At 77.4% G+C, this 18,722-nt stretch carries 1 protein-coding gene and 1 pseudogene; both read right to left on the reverse strand.

What is annotated here, in order from left to right:
- Window position 1: 1 nt before the first annotated feature.
- Entirely contained in the window at window positions 2-6,145 is a 6,144-nt protein-coding gene (locus tag Ade02nite_RS51020) for a type I polyketide synthase (RefSeq protein WP_438871023.1), read from the reverse strand.
- A pseudogene (locus Ade02nite_RS45420) lies at window positions 6,134-18,694 on the reverse strand (SDR family NAD(P)-dependent oxidoreductase); the annotation flags it as partial. The gene Ade02nite_RS51020 and the pseudogene Ade02nite_RS45420, both read right to left, overlap by 12 nt.
- Window positions 18,695-18,722 lie beyond the last annotated feature (28 nt).

Here is an 18,722-nt window from a genome sequence, read left to right on the forward strand (position 1 = left end):
GTCAGTCGTTCCCCCACTTGTCGGTCAGCGTCCGCAGCAGCGTGGTGATCCGCGTCCGGGCCGCGTTCTCGGGTGGCAGCGCGGTGACCGCGCCGTCGAGCTTGGTGAGCTCCTCCAGCACCATCAGCGCGGCCGCCACGTCCGCCGGGACGTCGCCGTCGGCGATCACCGGCGCCTCGGCCGGCACCAGCGCGGCGTGCAGGTGCTCGGCGAGCGCGGCCGGCGTCGGGTACTCGAAGATCAGGCCGGCCGAGAGACGCACGCCGCAGCCGGCCGCCAGCTGGTTGCGCAACCGGACCGAGCCGAGCGAGTCCAGCCCCAGCTCGACGAAGCTGCGGGCCGGTTCGAGCCGGCCGGGATCGGCATAGCCGAGCTGCGTGGCCGTGGCACCGAGCACCAGCTCGAGCACCAGCTGCTCGCGCTCGCCCGGGCCGGCGGCCCGCAGCCGGCCGAGGAACGCGCCGGAGTCCGCGGCCGGCGGCGCCTCCACCGGCCGGTCACGATCCTCGCCGGGCAGGCCGGCCAGGATCGGCGGCAGCAGGCCGGCCCGGCGCTGGGCCCGCAGCGCCGCCATGTCGAGCGGCATCGGCACCACCGCGGCGGAGCCGGCCGAGAGCGCCCGGTCGAACAGCGCGAGGCCGGCCTCGGCGCTCAACGGCACCACGCCGCCGTGCCGGGACAGCTCACGGGCCACGTGGCCGGTCATCGTGGTGGCGTCGGCCCAGAGGCCCCAGGCCATCGACACGGCGGGCAGTCCGCCGGCCCGCCGGTGCGCGGCCAGCGCGTCCAGATAGGTGTTCGCGGCCGCGTAGTTCGCCTGGCCGGGGTTGCCCAGGACGCCGGCGGCCGCGGAGAAGAGCACGAAGGCGGCGAGGTCCCGGTCGCGGGTCAGCTCGTGCAGATGCCGGGCGCCGTCCACCTTCGGCCGCAGCACCGCGTCCAGCTGGTCGGGGCGCAGTGCGCCGATCAGCGCGTCGTCGAGGACGCCCGCGGCGTGGACGACCGCGGTGAGCGGGTGCTCGGGCGGGATCGCGTCCAGGGCGGCGGCGAGCTGGGCGCGGTCGGCCACGTCGCAGGCCCGCACCGTGACGTCCGCGTCGATCTGCGGCGCCGGGCCGCCGCGGCGGCTGAGCAGCAGCAGGTGCCGCACCCCGTGCCTCTCGGCCAGGTGCCGCGCGACCAGGGCGCCGAGGCCGCCGGTGCCGCCGGTGACCAGGACCGTGCCGTCGGGGTCGAGCGGAGGCTTGGCCGTGGTCGCCGGTGGGACGGGCGCCAGGCGCGGCACGCGGAGCTCCGGACCGCGCACGGCGATCTGCGGCTCGCCGGTGGCCAGCGCGCCGGCCAGCACGGGGAGCGGGACGGCCGGCCCGGCGTCGAGGAGCACGATCCGGCCGGGGTCCTCGGACTGTGCCGAGCGGACCAGGCCCCACACCGCTGCGGCGTCCAGGTCGGTCACGTCCTCGCCGGGCGCCGTCGCGACCGCGCCCGAGGTCACGACGGCCAGCGTGGCGGCGGCCGTGGCCTCGTCGGCGAGCCACCGCTGCACCAGCGCCAGCACTTCCCGGACGTCCCCGGCGCGCGCCAGCAGGACGTCGGGCACCGGCCCCGCCTCGCGGAGCGCGGCGAGGTCCGGGTAGGTGGGCACGTCCCAGGCGCCGCCGAGCGCGGCCCAGCGCCCCGGCGCCGCGGTGGCGGCCGGCAGGGCGGGCCAGTCGACCCGGAGCAGGCCGGTGCGCGCGGGCGCCACCGTGAGCCAGTAGCGCTCGTGCTGGAACGGGTAGGTGGGCAACTCCACCGGGCGCGCCCCGGTGCCGTCGAACACGCGGGGCCAGGCGACCGGCACGCCGTAGGCGAAGACCTCGGCGGCCGACTCGAGCAGGCGGCGGGTGCCGCCCTCGCCCCGGCGCAGCGTGCCGCAGGCCAGCACGTCGCCGTCGAGCTCCTGCACCGCCGCCGCCAGCACCGGGTGCGGGCTGACCTCGACGAAGCAGGCCGGCCCGGCACCGGCCGCGGCCTTCGCCGCGGCCTCGAAGCGCACCGTGCCCCGCAGGTTGCGATACCAGTAGCCCGCGTCCCACTGCGTCGTGTCGGCCGGCTCCCCGGTCACCGTCGAGTAGCACGGCACCTCGGCCGCGCGCGGCCGCACCGGCGCCAGGGCCTCGAGGACCTCGGCCCGGATCGGCTCGACGAGGGCGGAGTGCGAGGCGTAGTCGACCTCGATCCGGCGGGTGCGGACGCCCATCGCGGTGGCCCGGTCGACGAGCTCGTCCAGCGCGGCCGGCGTGCCCGACACGACCACCGAGGCGGGCCCGTTGACCGCGGCCAGCGAGAGGCCGTCGCCGATCAGCTGCCGGGCCCGCTCGGCCGAGACCGCCACCGACACCATGCCGCCCCCTCCGGCCAGCGCGACCAGGGCGCGGCTGCGCAGCGCCACCACGCGGGCGCCGTCGTCGAGCGACAGCGCGCCGGCGACCACGGCGGCGGCGATCTCGCCCTGCGAGTGGCCGATCACCGCGTCCGGCTCGACGCCCCACGAGCGCCACACCTCGGCCAGCGAGACCATCACCGCGAACAGCACCGGCTGCACGACGTCGACGCGGGCCAGGGCCGCGTCGTCGGCGAGCGCGTCGTGCAGGGACCAATCCGTGTACGGGCGCAGCGCCGCGGCGCACTCGGCCATCCGGGCGGCGAAGACCGGCGAGGTGGCCAGCAGCTCGGTGGCCATGCCGGCCCACTGGGCGCCCTGCCCGGGAAAGACGAACACGACTCGCGGTGCGGGCCGGGCCCGGCCGGTCACGCCGGCTCCGGCCTCGGCCGCGCGCAGCAGCTCGCCGCGGTCGGCGCCGATCAGGACCGTGCGGTGCTCCATCGTGGCCCGGCCGGCGGCGAGCGTGTAGCCGACGTCGACGGGGTCCGCCCGCACCTCCGCCAGCCGCGCGAGCTGTTCGCGCAGGGCGGCCTCGTCGCGAGCGGAGACCACCCACGGGATGGCGGGAAGCGGCTCCGGCCGCCGCTCCTCCTCGGGCTCGGTGGGCAGCTCGAGCACGACGTGCGCGTTCGTGCCGGTCACGCCGAAGGCCGAGACGCCGGCCCGGCGCGGGCGGCCGGTCGCGGGCCAGTCCACGGCTTGGCCGAGCAGCTCGACCGCGCCGGAGGACCAGTCCACGTGCGAGGTCGGCCGCTCGGCGTGCAGCGACCTCGGCAGCGTGCCGTGCCGCATGGCCAGCACCATCTTGATCACACCGGCCACGCCGGCGGCCGCCTGGGTGTGGCCGATGTTCGACTTCACCGAGCCCAGGAGCAGCGGGCGCGCCCGGTCCCGGCCGTAGGTCGCCAGCAGAGCCTGCGCCTCGATCGGATCGCCGAGCGCGGTGCCGGTGCCGTGCGCCTCCACGGCGTCCACGTCGGCCGCCTCGAGCCGGGCGTCGGCGAGCGCACCCCGGATCACCCGCTGCTGCGCCAGCCCGTTCGGCGCGGAGAACCCGCTGCTGGCGCCGTCCTGGTTGACCGCCGATCCGCGCACCACGGCGAGCACCCGGTGGCCGTTGCGGCGCGCGTCGGAGAGCCGTTCGAGCAGCAGGACACCGACGCCCTCGCCCCAGCCGGTGCCGTCCGCCTCCTCGGCGAACGCCTTGCAGCGGCCGTCGGGGGCCAGCGCCCGCTGCCGGCTGAACTCGACGAAGGCCGCCGGGGTGGCCATCACCGCGGCGCCGCCGGCCAGCGCCAGCGTGCTCTCGCCGCGGCGCAGCGACTGGGCGGCCAGGTGCAGCGCCACCAGCGACGAGGAGCACGCCGTGTCGACGGTGAGCGCCGGGCCCTCCAGCCCGAACGTGTAGGAGATGCGGCCGGAGACCGCGGCCGCGCCGTTGCCGGTGCCCACGTAGCCGCCGAGGTCTTCGCCGGAGGCGTGCGCCAGGAACGCGTAGTCCTGCCCGTTGGTGCCGACGAAGACGCCCGTGCGGGTGCCGCGCAGCCCGTGCGGGTCGAGGCCCGCCCGCTCCACCGCCTCCCAGGCGGTCTCCAGCAGCAGCCGCTGCTGGGGGTCCATCGCCAGCGCCTCGCGCGGGCCGATCCGGAAGAAGCCGGCGTCGAAGCCCGGCGCGTCGCTGAGGAAACCACCCTCGCGGGTGTACGACGTGCCGGCGCGCTCCGGGTCCGCGTCGTAGAGCGCGCCGAGGTCCCAGCCCCGGTCGCCCGGGAACTCCGAGATCGCGTCGATCCCGTCGCGGACCAGCCGCCAGAGGTCGTCGGGGGACCGGACGCCGCCGGGGAAGCGGCACGCCATCCCGATGATGGCGACCGGCTCATCGGTGCCCGGGCGCTCCCCCACCTCGCCGGCGGCCGGCTCGCCCTCCCCGGTCAGCAGCGCGAGGAGGTGGCCGGCGAGCGGGCCGGCCGCCGGGTAGTCGAAGGCGAGCGTGGTGGGCAGGGCCAGCCCGGTGGCCGTGGCGAGCCGGTTGCGGAACTCGACAGCGATCAGCGAGTCGAAGCCGAGGTCCTGGAACCCACGGTTGGCCGGGATCGGGTCGGTGTGCCCGAGCACGGCCGCGGCGTGGGCCAGGACCAGGTCCAGCACCCGCCGGTGGCGGCGCGGCCCGGACAGCCCGTCGAGGGTCAGGGCCGGCGTGACCGCGGCGATCGGCGCGGCCGCGGCGTCCCGGGCCTCCGGCAGGTCGCCGAAGAGCGGCGCCGGCCGGACCGAGGAGAAGAGCGGGGCGAACCGAGTCCAGTCGATGTCGGCCACGGTGACCGTGGTGTCGCCGTCGCCGACCGCCCGCACGAGGGCGGCCACCGCGTGCTCCGGGTCCATCGGGAGGACCCCGCGGCGGACCAGCTCGTCCTTCTCGGCCATGCCGTCGCCGGCCCACGCCCCGAAGGCGATCGACGTGGCCGCCCGGCCGAGCGCTCGCCGGCGGCGCGCCAGCCCGTCCAGGAAGGCGTTGGCCGAGGCGTACGCGCCCTGGCCGCCGGCGCCCCAGGTGGCGGCGATCGAGGAGCACAGGACGAACGCGTCCAGCGGCCGGTCGGCCAGCAGCTCGTCCAGGTGGGCCGCGCCCGCCACCTTGGCCTCGACGACCGCGGCGAAGGCGGCCGGATCGGTTCCGGCCAGCGGGGCGACGGTGCTCACGCCGGCCGCGTGGATCACCGCGGACGGGGGGTGCTCGGCCAGCACGGCTTCGAGCACGCCCCGATCGGCGACGTCACCGGCGATCAGCGTCACCTCGGCGCCGCGGCGCCGCAGGCCGGCGGCGAGCTCGTCCGCGCCGGGGGCGCCGGGACCGCGGCGGCTCAGCAGGACGAGGTGCTCGGCGCCCGCCTCGGCCAGGTGCCGCGCGATGTGCCCGGCCACCGCGCCGGTGCCGCCGGTGATCAGCACGGTGCCGCGCGGCGTCCACGCCGGCCGGTCCGCCGGCGGCCGCGCCCGGACCAGCCGGCGCGCGTACGCCGCGCCGGGCCGCAGGGCGACCTGGTCCTCGGGGCCGCCGAGCACGCCGGGCAGGCGGGCCAGCGACGCGGCATCCGGGTCGGCGGGGAGGTCGACGAGGCCGCCCCACCGGTCCGGGTGCTCCAGCGCGATCACCCGGCCGAGGCCCCACAGCAGGCTCTGCGCGGGCCGCACCGGCGCGTCGGCGTCACCGCCGGCGTCCGTCGCCGCGCGGGTCACGCTCCACACCGGGGCGCGGACCCCGGCCTCGGCCAGCCGCTCGATCAGCGCGAGCGTCGCGGGCACGCCGAGCGGGAGCACGGGGTGCTCCGGCGACGGCCGGTCGTCGAGGGCGAGCAGCGAGAGGACGCCGGTCACGTCGCCGTGGCCGGCCAGGTCGGCGGCCGTGGCGGCGGTGCGGACCCGCGCGCCGTGCGCGGCCAGCGCGGCGCCGATGCCCGCATCGTCCGGCCCGACGAGCAGCCAGGTGCCCTCCAGCGTGCGCGGCTCCGGCTCGGGCAGCTCCCGCCACCGCTCGTGGTAGCGGCGGCCACCGGCGCTTCCGGTTGCCACGGCGGCGTGCGGTTCGAGCCAGAAGCGGCGGCGCTGGAACGGATAGGTGGGCAGGTCGGCCCGGGGGCCGCCGGTGCCGAAGAGCCGGGCGCTGTCCAGTGGGACGCCGCGGACGTAAAGGCCGGCGGCGGCCGACAGCGCCGCCACCGTCTCGTCCCGGTCGGGCCGCAGCGTGGCGAGCGCGGCGACGTCCCCGCCAAGCGTCTCGGTGACCAGGGGCGCCAGGCCGCCGCCGGGGCCCACCTCGAGGAACGTGCCGGTGCCGAGCCGTTCCAGCGCCCGGACGCCGTCGGCGAACCGCACGGTGGCCCGGACCTGGCCCACCCAGTACTCGGCCGAGGTGGCCTGCTCGGCGGTGAGCAGCTCACCGGTCACCGTGGACACCACGGGCAGCGCCGGAGCGGCGGGGCGCAGCTCGCGCACCACCCGCTCGTAGTCGGCCAGCATCGGGTCCATCAGCGGCGAGTGGAAGGCGTGGCTCACCCGCAGCCGGCGGGTCCGCCGGCCGCGCTCGGCCCAGAGCCGGGTCACGCGCTCGACCTCCGCGCCCGCGCCCGAGATCACGGTCGAGGACGGCCCGTTGACCGCTGCCACGCCGACCGTCGCGGGCAGCGTCGCGGCCACCTCGGCGGCCGGCGCCTGGATCGCGGCCATCGCGCCGCCGTCCGGCAGGGCCTGCATGAGCCGGCCGCGGGCGGCGACCAGCCGGCAGGCGTCGGCGAGGGAGAAGACGCCGGCCACGTGCGCGGCCGCGATCTCGCCGATCGAGTGCCCGATCAGCCGGTCCGGCCGGATCCCCCAGTCGCGCAGCAGCGCGGCCAGCGCGACCTCGACGGCGAACAGCGCGGGCTGGGTGTGCCGGGTCTCGTCCAGGGCCGTGCCGTCGAGCACGAGCGGATCGCCGAACTCGGCGGCCACGGCGTCGAAGGCGGCGGCGTAGGCCGGGAACGTCTCGTGCAGGCGGCGTCCCATCCCGGCGTACTGCGCGCCCTGGCCGGAGAACATGAACGCCAGGCCGCCGGTGGTGACCGCTCCCTCGATCACCCCCGGCGCGGGCGACCCGGCGGCGAGCGCGGTGAGACCGGCGGCCAGCGCGCCGGGGTCCGCGGCCACGATCGCGGCCCGCTGGTCGTGACCCGCGCGGGAGGTGGCGAGCGTGGCGGCGACGGCGTTCGGGTCCTGGCCGAGGTGGCCGCTCAGCCGGCCGGCCAGCGCGCGCAGCGCCGGGCGGGTGCGCGCGGACAGCAGCCACGGCAGCAGCGGCCCGGGCGCCGGCTCGGGGGTGTGCGCCGGGACGGATTCGGCCGCCTCGAGGATGACGTGAGCGTTGGTGCCGCTCACGCCGAACCCCGAGACGCCGGCGCGGCGGGGCCGGCCGTGCTCCGGCCACGGGGTGCGCGCGGTGGCCAGCCGCACGGCGCCGCTCTCCCAGGGCACCTGCGGCGACGGCTCGTCGGCGTGCAGCGTGCGCGGCACCACGCCGTGGCGCAGGGCCAGCACGGTCTTGATCACGCCGGCGACGCCGGCGGCGGCCTGCGTGTGCCCGAGGTTCGACTTGACCGAGCCGAGCAGCAGCGGCTCGTCCCGGTCCTGGCCATAGGTGGCGAGCAGCGCCTGCGCCTCGATCGGGTCGCCGAGCCGGGTGCCGGTGCCGTGTGCCTCCACGACGTCGACCTCGGCCGCCGAGATCCCCGCACTGGCCAGGGCCTGCCGGATCACCCGCTGCTGGGCGGGCCCGTTCGGCGCGGTGAGGCCGTTCGACGCGCCGTCCTGGTTGACCGCCGAGCCGCGGATCACCGCCAGCACCGGGTGGCCGTTGCGGCGGGCGTCGGAGAGCCGTTCGAGCAGCACCATGCCGGCGCCCTCGGACCACCCGGTCCCGTCCGCGCCGGCGCCGAACGACTTGCACCGGCCGTCGTTGGACAGCCCGCCGTGCCGGCTGAACTCGACGAACACCGCCGGACTGGACATCAGCGTGACACCGCCGGCCAGGGCCAGGGAGCTCTCGCCCTGGCGCAGCGACTGGCAGGCCAGGTGCAGCGCCACCAGCGACGACGAGCAGGCCGTGTCGACGGTCACGGCGGGGCCCTGCAACCCGAACGTGTAGGCCACCCGGCCCGACGCGACGCTGCCCGCGCTGCCGTTGCCCAGATAGCCGACCAGCTCGTCGGGCACCACGTCGTGCAGGCGGGACGCGTAGTCGTGGTACATCACGCCGGCGAAGACGCCGGTCGGTGTGCCGCGCAGCGAGGTGACGTCGATGCCGGCCCGCTCGAACGCCTCCCACGCCGTCTCCAGCAGCACCCGCTGCTGGGGGTCCATCGCGAGCGCCTCGCGCGGCGAGATGCCGAACGCGTCCGGATCGAAGTCGGCCATGTCGTGCACGAAGCCGCCCTCGCGGGCGGACGACCGCACCGTGCGGCTCGTGTCGAACAGCCGGTCGAGATCCCAGCCGCGGTCGGACGGGAACTCCGAGATCGCGTCGGCCTCGTCCAGCAGCAGCTGCCAGAGGTCCTCCGGCGTCCGCACGCCGCCGGGATAGCGGCAGCTCATCGCGACGATCGCGATCGGATCGCCGGCGGTGCCCGCGGTGGCCGGTGCGGCGGCGGCCGGCGCCGTCCCGCCGGTCAGCTCGGCGAGCAGGTGCTCGGCGACCTCGGCCGCGGTGGGGAAGTCGAAGACCAGCGTGGCGGGCAGGCGCCGGCCGGTCGCCGCGGCGAGGCGGTTGCGCAGCTCGACCGCCGTGAGCGAGTCGAAGCCCAGCTCCTGGAACGGCCGGCCCGGCGCGACGGCATCGGGGCCCGCCTGGCCGAGCACCGCGCCGGCGTGGTCGCGGACGAGCGCGAGCATCAGCTCGGCGCGCTCGCGCTCCGGCAGCCCGAGCAACCGGCGGCGGAACAGGTCGCCGTCCGGCGCCTGTCCGGCCGTGCGCCGGGCGGCCCCGTGCACGAGGCCGCGCAGCAGCGGCGGGACCGGCTGCTGCCGCCCGCGCGCGCCGGTGCCGGTGAAGGCGACCGGCACCACGACCGGCACGTCCCGGGTCAGCGCGTCGTCGAACATGGCCAGGGCCTCGGCCGCCGGCAGCGGGCGGATCCCGGTGCGGGTCAGACGGTCGAGGTCGCGGCCGGAGAGCCGGCCGGTGAGCCCGGAGCGGTCGGCCCAGAACCCCCAGGCCAGCGACTGCCCCGGCAGCCCCAGCTCCCGGCGGTGGGTGGCCAGCGCGTCGAGGAACGCGTTGGCGGCCGCGTAGTTGCCCTGTCCGGCGCTGCCGAGCGTGCCGGCCGCCGAGGAGAACAGCACGAACGCCGTCAGCCTCAGGTCGCGGGTCAGCTCGTGCAGGTGCCAGGCGGCGTCCACCTTGGGCCGCAGCACCGCGTCGAGCCGGTCGGGGGTCAGCGATCCGATCAGGCCGTCGTCCAGCACCCCGGCCGCGTGCACGACGGCGGTCACCGGGTGCTCGGCGGGCACCGCGGCCAGCGCGGCGGCCAGCTCGGCCCGGTCGGCGACGTCGCAGGCCCGGACGGTCACGTCGGCGTCGAGGTCCTCGACCGTCCCGCCACCGCGGCTCAGCAGCAGCAGATGGCGGACGCCGTACGCGGTGACCAGGTGCCGGGCCAGGAGCCGGCCGAGCACGCCGGTGCCGCCGGTGACCACGACGGTGCCGGAGCCCAGCGCGGGCCGCTCCCCGGCCGGCGCGCGGAGCCGGGCCAGCCGGGCCGCGAACACCCGGCCGTCGCGGACGGCGAGCTCGTTCTCGTCGCCGGCCGCGGCCACGGCGAGGGCCGCGCGCGGCACCGTCCCGGCGCCGGCGTCCAGCAGCACGAGAGCGCCGGGGTGCTCGGACTGCGCCGAGCGGGCCAATCCCCGCACGGCCGCGCCGGCCACCGTGCCGCGGAGGGTCAGCACCAGCCGGACCCCGGCGAGGCGCGGCTCGGCCAACCAGGATTGCAGCAGCGCGAGCGCGGCGCGGGTGTTCTCGTGGACGGCGGCGGGAACGTCATCGCCGGAGGCGGCCGGGGCGGCGGCGAACACCACGTCCGGCAGCGCCTCGGCCGCGAGCACGGCGGCGAGGTCGGCGTAGCGGTCGCCGCCGACGGCGAGGCCGGTGTCGCCGAGCTCGGCCCAGCGCCCCGACTCGGGCCGCTCGGCGGCCTCCACCCAGTCCAGGCCGTAGAGCGGCGCGGCGCCGGCGATACCGCCGGCGGCGACCGGCCGAGCGGTCAGCGAGCCCACGTACGCCACCGGCGCACCGGTCCCGTCGGCGAGCAGCACCGTCGTCGCGTCCGGGCCGGCCGGCGTGATGAGCACCCGGGCGGCGGTGGCGCCGGACGCCGACAGCTCTACGTCCGACCAGGTGAACGGCAGGTGTGCGGCGCCGTCACGGTCCGCGGTGAGCCCGGTGGCGTGCAGCGCGGCGTCCAGCAGCGCGGGATGCAGACCGAACGAGGCGGCCGCGCCGCGCTGCGCCTCGGGCAACTCCACCTCGGCGTAGACCCGGTCGCCGTCGCGCCAGGCCGCCCGCAGGCCGCGGAACACCGGCCCGTAGTCGACGCCGGTCGCGGCCACCCGCTCGTAGAAGTCGCCCAGCGGCACCGCGGCGGCGCCCGGCGGCGGCCAGGCGGCGAGGTCCTCGGCGACCCGGTCCACGGCCGGGCCGAGCACCCCGGTGGCGTGGCGGGCCCAGTCGCCGCCGTCGCGGCACGCGTGCACGTCCAGGCTCCGGCGACCCGCCTCGTCCGGCGCGCCCACCGTGACCTGGAGCCGCACCGCGCCCTGCGCCGGCACGACCAAGGGTGTCTCGAGGACGAGCTCCTCGATCCGCGGGCAGGAGACCTCGTCACCGGCCCGGATCGCCAGGTCCACATAGGCGCTGCCGGGCAGCACCGCCGAGTCGAGCACCCGATGGTCGGCCACCCACGGGTGCGCTCGCATCGACACCGAGCCGCTCAGCAGACGGGTGTCGGTGCCGGCCGGCGTGGTCACGGTGCGCAGCAGCGGGTGCCCGACCCCGGTGAGCCCCAGCCCGGTCACGTCCCCGGCGGTCGCGAGCAGCGTGTCCGGCCAGAAGCGGCGGCGCTGGAACGCGTAGGTGGGCAGATCGATCGTCCGGCCGCCCGGGTAGAGCACGGTCCAGTCGACGGCCACGCCCCGCACGTACGCCTCGGCCAGGGCCGTGCGCCAGCGGCGCGGCCCGCCCTCGTCGCGGCGCAGCGTGCCGAGCACCGCGACGTCGTGGTCGAGGGTCTCGGCGATCTCCCGCAGCGCCGGCACGAGCACCGGGTGCGGGCTCACCTCGATCAGGACCGTGTGACCGTGCTCGGCCGCGAGGCGCACGGCGGGCTCGAACCGGACGGTGTGCCGCAGGTTGCGATACCAGTAGCCGGCGTCGAGCGCCGCTGTGTCCAGCAGCTCGCCGGTCAGCGCCGAGTAGAACGGCGTGGCCGAGGAGCGTGGGCGGATCGGGGCCAGGGCCTCGGCGAGCTGCCGCTCGATCCGCTCGACCTGCGCGGAGTGCGATCCGTAGTCGACGTCCACCCGCCGGACGCGCAGGTCGCCGCAGGCGGCCACGAACTCGTCGAGCGCGGCGGTCTCACCCGAGACGACCACCGAGGCGGGACCGTTGACGGCGGCGACCGCGAGGCGCTCGCCCCACGGCCGGATCCGCTCGGCGACCTGCTCCGGCGGGGCCGGCACGACGGCCATGCCGCCCTGCCCGGCCAGCGCGGCCAGGGCCCGGCTGCGCAGCGCGACCACCCGGGCCGCGTCGGCGAGGGTCAGGCCGCCGGCGACGCAGGCGGCGGCGATCTCGCCCTGGCTGTGCCCGATGACGGCGGCCGGTTCGACGCCGTGCGCGCGCCAGGTCCCGGCCAGCGACACCATGACCGCGAACAGGACCGGCTGCACCACGTCGACGCGGGCCAGCGCCGCGGGGTCGTCGAGCACGTCGAGCAGCGACCAGTCGGTGTGGTCGCTCAGCGCCGCCGCGCACTCGCGCATCCGCTCGGCGAAGGTGGCGTCGGCGGCGAGCAGGTCGCGCGCCATGCCGACCCACTGCGACCCCTGCCCGGGGAAGACGAACGCCACCCGGGGGCCGGTGACGGCGGTGCCGCGGACGATTCCCGGCGCCTCCGCGGCGTCGGCGAGGGCCCGCAGCAGGGCCGGCCGGTCCGCGTCGCGCTCCGGCAGCAGGACGGCCCGGGTGCCGAACGAGGCGCGGGTGGTGACCAGCGACCGGCCCGCGTCGAACGGATCACCGTCGTACGCCAGGAGGCGCTCCGCCTGCGCGGCCAGCGCGGTCTCGGACGGCGCGGACAGCACCCAGGGCACGACGCCGTCCGGGCGCTCGGCCGGCACCGGCTCCTCCGGTGCGGCCTGTTCGAGGATCACGTGCGCGTTGGTGCCGCTGATCCCGAAGCTCGACACCCCGGCCCGGCGCGGCCGCCCGGAGTCGGGCCACGGCACGGCCTCGGCGGCCACCTCGACGGCGCCGGCGCCCCAGTCCACCTGCGACGAAGGCGCGTCCACGTGCAACGTGCGCGGCACCACCCCGTGCCGCATCGCCATCACCATCTTGATCACACCGGCCACACCCGCGGCGGCTTGCGTGTGACCGAGATTCGACTTGATCGACCCCAACAGCAGCGGCGTCTCCCGGCCCTGGCCGTACGTGGCGAGCAGCGCCTGCGCCTCGATCGGGTCACCGAGCCGCGTACCGGTCCCGTGGCCCTCGACCGCGTCCACCTCCGCGCCGCTCAGGCCCGCGTTCGCCAGCGCCTGCCGGATCACCCGCTGCTGCGACGGACCATTCGGCGCCGTCAAGCCGTTCGACGCGCCGTCCTGATTGACCGCCGAACCGCGCACCACCGCGAGAATCCGGTGGCCGTTACGACGGGCGTCCGACAGCCGCTCGACGAGCAGCACACCGACACCCTCGGACCAGCCGGTGCCGTCCGCCCCGTCCGCGTACGACTTGCACCGGCCGTCCTCGGCCAGGCCGCGCTGCCGGGTGAACTCGACGAACGGCATCGGCGTCGACATCACCGTGACGCCGCCGGCCACCGCGAGGTCGCACTCACCGGACCGCAGCGACTGCGCCGCCAGGTGCAGCGCCACCAACGACGACGAGCACGCGGTGTCGACCGTGACCGCCGGACCCTCCAGGCCGAACGTGTACGCCACCCGGCCGGAGAACACCGCCGCGCCGTTGCCGGTGCCGACGTAGCCCTCCAGCTCCTCCGGCAGGTCCTGGAGCAGCAGCGCGTAGTCCTGCCCGTTGGTGCCCGCGAACACGCCGGTGCGGGTGCCGCGCAGCGTGGCCGGGTCGATGCCGGCCCGCTCGAACAACTCCCAGGTCGTCTCCAGCAGCAGGCGCTGCTGCGGATCCATCGCCAGCGCCTCGCGCGGTGAGATGCCGAAGAAGCCGGGGTCGAAGTCGGCCGCGCCGTCGAGGAAGCCGCCGTACGCGACCCCGGAGCGTCCCTCGCCGAACAGCTGGTCGATGTCCCATCCCCGGTCGTCCGGGAACGGCCCGATGCCGTCGCGGCCGTCGGCCAGCATGCCCCAGAGCTCCTCGGGCGATCCGGCGCCGCCGGGGAACCGGCAGGCCATGCCGACGATGGCGATGGGCTCGTCGGCCGCGGCAGCGGCGGTCGTGGCGGCCGGCGCGGCCGCCGATCCCGCGAGCTCCGCGGCCAGGTGGCCGGCGAGGTGGTCCGGCGTCGGGTAATCGAAGATCAGCGTGGCCGGCAGCCGCAGCCCGGTGTCGGCGGTGAGCCGGTTGCGCAGCTCGACGGCGGTGAGCGAGTCGAAGCCGAGGTCGCTGAAGAGCCGGTCCGGCGCGGCGGCCTCGGACGAGGTGTGCCCGAGCACGGCGGCCGCGTGCCGGCGCACCAGGCCCAGCATGGCCCGGCGGCGCTCCTCGTCGCTCATCCCCGCCACCGCCACGGCGGGAGCCTCGGTGCGGGCCGGCGCGGCGATCAGGCCGCGCAGCAGCGGGGGCAGCTCGCCGGCGGCCGCCCGGGCGCGCCAGGCCGCCAGGTCGAGCGGGGCCGCGACGACCACGGGCGGCACGACGGTGGTGAGGACCGTGTCGAAGAGCGCGAGGCCCTCCTCGGCGGACATCGGCAGGATGCCGGCGCGCCCGGCGCGGACCTGGTGCGCCTCGCCGAGCGGGGCGGTCATGCCGCTGCGCTCGGCCCACAGCCCCCACTCGACGGCGACCATGGGCCGGCCGGCGGCCGCGCGGCGGGCCGCGTAGGCGTCCAGGAACGCGTTGGCCGCCGCGTAGTTCGCCTGCCCGCCGGCGCCGATGCTGGCGGCCGCCGAGGAGAAGACGACGAACGCGGCCAGGTCCAGGCCGGCGGTGAGCTCGTCCAGGTGCCGGACGGCGTCCGCCTTCGGCCGCAGCACCGCGTCGATCTGCTCGTGGGTCATCGCGGTGAGCAGGCCGTCGCGGACGACGCCGGCGCTGTGCACCACGGCGGTGAGCGGGTGGCCGGCCGGCACCTGCTCGAGGCAGGCGCGCAGCTGGTCACGGTCGGCGACGTCGGCCGCGACGATCGACGCCTCGGCACCGGCCGCGGCCAGCTCGTCGAGGAGCGCGGCCGCGCCGGGCGCCGCCGCCCCGCTGCGGCTGACCAGCAGGAGGTGCCGCAGGCCGTGCCGCTGGACCAGGTGCAGGGCGACCAGCCGGCCGATGCCGCTGGTGGCGCCGGTGATCAGCACGGTGCCGGCGGGGTCGGGGGCCCGGGTCGCGGCCGGCTCCGGCATGCGGGCCAGCCGCGGCGCGAGGATCCGGCCGCCGCGCAGCGCCAGCTGCGGCTCGCCGGTGGCGAGGGCGGCGGCGAGCAAACGGTGGGAGGCCGCGGCGCCGTCGGTGTCGAGCAGCGTGAGACGCCCGGGGTGCTCGGACTGCGCCGACCGCAGCAGTCCCCAGGCCGCGGCGCCGGCCGGGTCGGCGCCCGCACCGGTCGCGTCCCGGGTGACCACCACCAGCCTGGCCGGCTCCAGGGCGTCCGCGGAAAGCCACGCCTGCACCAGCTCCAGCGCCGCGCCGACGGTGGCGCGCACCGAGCCGGAGGCGGCCGGGGCGGCCAGCACGATCTCCGGGACCGCGGCGCCGTCGCGCACGGCGGCGGACAGCCCCGCGAGATCCGGGAACGCCGGCGGCACCCCGCACACACCGGTCGCGCCGATCGCGGCCCAGCCGCCGGTGTGCCCGGCCTCCCCGGCCGGGACCTCGGCCCAGTCGACGACGAACAGCGAGTCGCCGCGCCGGTGCCGCACGGGCCGGTCGGCGGTGCCGACCGCCGTCGCCGAGAACACCGGGCGCCCCTCGGCGTCGCGCAAGTCGAGCGCGAACGTGTCGTCACCGGCGGCGGTCAGGTGGGCCCGGGCCGCCGTGGCGCCGGCCGCGGCCAGCACCACGCCGCGCCAGTGGACGGGCAGGCGCACGTGGCCCTCGCCGGCCGGCCGCAGCCGCTCGGCCACCGCGACCGCGGCGGCCAGCAACGCGGGGTGGATGCCGAAGCGCGCGGCCTCCGGCAGCCGGTCGGCGGGCAGCGCCACCTCCGACCACAGATCGTTGGCGGCCGCGCCGGAAGGCTCCGACGTGCGGGGCGCGACGGTGCCGGCGGCGTGCCGGGTCCACGTGGCGCCGGGCCGATCGTCGCGGGAGTGCACGCCGACCGGCCGCCGCCCGGCCTCGTCCGCCGCGCCGAGCAGCACCTGCAGCTGCACGGCGCCGCGCTCGGGCAGCGTGAGGGGCTCCTCGACGGTCAGCTCGGCGAGCTCGTCGCAGCCGGTCTGCCGGCCGGCGTGCAGGGCCAGCTCGACGACCGCGGCGGCCGCGGTCAGCGGGTCGGCCAGGGCCGATCCGGCGGCGCCCGCGACGCGGCCGGTCAGGACGAGCCCGTCGCCGTCGGCCAGCCCGACGGCGGCGCCGAGCAGCGGGTGGTCGACCGTGCCGACGCCGAGCCGGGTCACGTCGCCCGTCGCCGAGAACGGGTGCTCGAGCCAGTACCGCTCGCGCTGGAACGCGTACGTGGGCAGCTCCACCACGCGAGCGCCGGTGCCGTCGAACACCGCCGCCCAGTCCACCCGGGTCCCGTTGGTGTGCACCGCCGCGAGCGCCTCGACCACGCCGTCGCGCTCGGGCCGGTCACGGCGCAGGGTGGGTACCAGCGCGACGCCGGCGCGGCCGGCCGGCACGCAGGCGGCGGCCATCGCGGTCAGCACCGCATCCGGGCCGAGCTCGACGAAGGTGGTCACCTCCCGGTCGAGCAGCAGCGCGACGCCGTCGGCGAAGCGCACCGCCGAGCGGACGTGCCGGGTCCAGTAGTCGGCGGTGCCGATGCCACCGAGCCGGCCGGTCACGTTGGACACCACCGGGATGCGGGCGGGCTGATAGTCGAGCCCCTCGGCCACCGCCCGTAAGTCGTCCAGCATCGGCTCCATGGCGGCCGAGTGGAAGGCGTGCCCGGTCCGCAGCCGGGTCGCCTTGCGATCCGGCAGCGCGGCAGTCACCGCGGCGACCGCCTCCTCGGTGCCGGAGACGACGACCGACCGCGGGCCGTTGACCGCGGCGATCGACACGTCACCGGTCAGCAGCGGCGCCACCTCGTCCTCGGCGGCGGCCACCGCCACCATCACGCCGGGGGCCATCGCCTGCATGAGCCGGCCCCGCATGACGACGAGCACGGCCGCGTCGCCGAGCGAGAGGATCCCGGCCACGTGCGCGGCGGCCAGCTCACCGACCGAGTGGCCGAGGACGAAGTCGGGCCGCACCCCCCAGTCCTGCCAGAGGCGGGCCAGCGCGACCTCGAGGGCGAACAGGGCCGGCTGCGCGTGCTCGGTGCGGTCCAGCCGGCCGTCGCCGGAGAACAGCGCCTCCCGCACGGACCAGCCGGCGACCGGATCGAGCGCGGCGCACACCTCGTCCAGGTGGGCGGCGAAGCGCGGCACCCGCTCGTAGAGGTCGCGACCGGCGGCGACGTGGCGGGCGCCCTGGCCGCCGAAGAGAAACGCGGTCCGGCCGTTGCCGGCCACGGTGGCCGGGCGCTCGCCGCGGGCCAGCTCTGCCAGGGCGTGCCGGGCCTCGTCCGGGCCGGCGGCGAGCACGGCGGCCCGGTGCCGCTGGGCCGACCGAGTGGTGGCCAGCGACGCCGCGAGGTCGAGCAGGCCGTGCTCCGGGGTGCCGAGAAGCCGCGCGGCCTGCTCGCGCAGGGCCGGCTCGCTGTGGCCGGACAACAGCAGCGGAACCGGCCCGGCACCGAACAGGCCGTCCGCCGGAGCCGGCGAGGCGTCCGGCGCGGGCGCCTGCTCGAGGATCACGTGCGCGTTGGTGCCGCTCACCCCGAACGAGGACACGCCGGCGCGGCGCGGCCGGTCCAGCTCCGGCCACGGGGTGAGCGTGGTGGGCAGCCGCACCGAGCCGGACGACCAGTCCACGTGCGTGGTGGGCCGGTCCACGTGCAGGGTGGCCGGCACGCTGCCGTGCTGCAGGGCCAGCACCATCTTGATCACACCTGCCACGCCGGCCGCGGCCTGCGTGTGCGCGATGTTCGACTTGACCGAGCCGAGCAGCAGCGGCCGCTCGGGCGAGTGGTGGCGGCCGTAGGTGGCCAGCACGGCGTTGGCCTCGATCGGATCGCCGAGCCGGGTGCCGGTGCCGTGCGCCTCGAGCACGTCGATCTCATCCGGTCCCAGGGCCGCCGCCGACAGCGCGGCCCGGATGACGCGTTCCTGCGAGGGGCCGTTGGGCGCGGTCAGCCCGTTGCTGGCGCCGTCCTGGTTGACCGCGCTGCCGCGGACGACCGCGAGGACCCGGTGGCCGTTGGCGACCGCGTCGCTGAGCCGTTCGAGCACCAGCACGCCGACGCCCTCGCCCCAGCCGGTGCCGTCGGCCCGGTCGGCGAACGGCTTGCAGCGACCGTCCGGCGCCATGCCGCGCTGCTTGCTGAACTCGATGAACGCGCCCGGCGTCGACATCACCGTGGCGCCGCCGGCCAGCGCCAGCGTGCATTCGCCCTGCCGCAGCGCCTGCGCGGCCAGGTGCAGCGCCACCAGGGACGACGAGCAGGCGGTGTCGACCGTGACGGCCGGGCCCTCCAGGCCGAGCGTGTACGACACCCGGCCGGACAGGACGCTCGCGGTGTTGCCGGTCAGCCGGTGCCCCTCCAGCGACTCGGACTCGTGCGAGGTCATCAGCAGGCGCACGTAGTCCTGGCCGTTGGTGCCGGCGAAGACGCCGGTGGGGGTGCCGGCCAGTGCCGACGGGTCCAGGCCGGCCCGCTCCAGCGCCTCCCACGACACCTCGAGCAGCAGTCGCTGCTGCGGGTCCATCGCGAGGGCCTCGCGCGGGGAGATGCCGAAGAAGCCGGCGTCGAAGTCGGTGGCGCCGGACAGGAACGCGCCCTCGTTGGTGTAGCTGGTGTTCGGCCGGTCCGGGTCCGGGTCGTACAGCGTCTCCAGGTCCCAGCCGCGGTCGGCCGGGAACTCGCCGACCGCGTCGCCGTCGGCGGTGATGAGCCGCCAGAGGTCCTCGGGCGACGACACACCCCCGGCGTAACGGCACGCCATGCCGACGATCGCGATCGGCTCGCGTCGCTCCTCCCGCGCCGCCCGCAGCTGGCGCCGGGTGTCCTGCAGGTCCGCCGTGACCCGCTTGAGGTAGTAGCTGAGCTGTTCCTTGTCCACCATGGTCGTTCGTCCCTCCGGGTCGGAA

This window comes from Paractinoplanes deccanensis, assembly GCF_016862115.1.
Lineage (GTDB): Bacteria > Actinomycetota > Actinomycetes > Mycobacteriales > Micromonosporaceae > Actinoplanes > Actinoplanes deccanensis.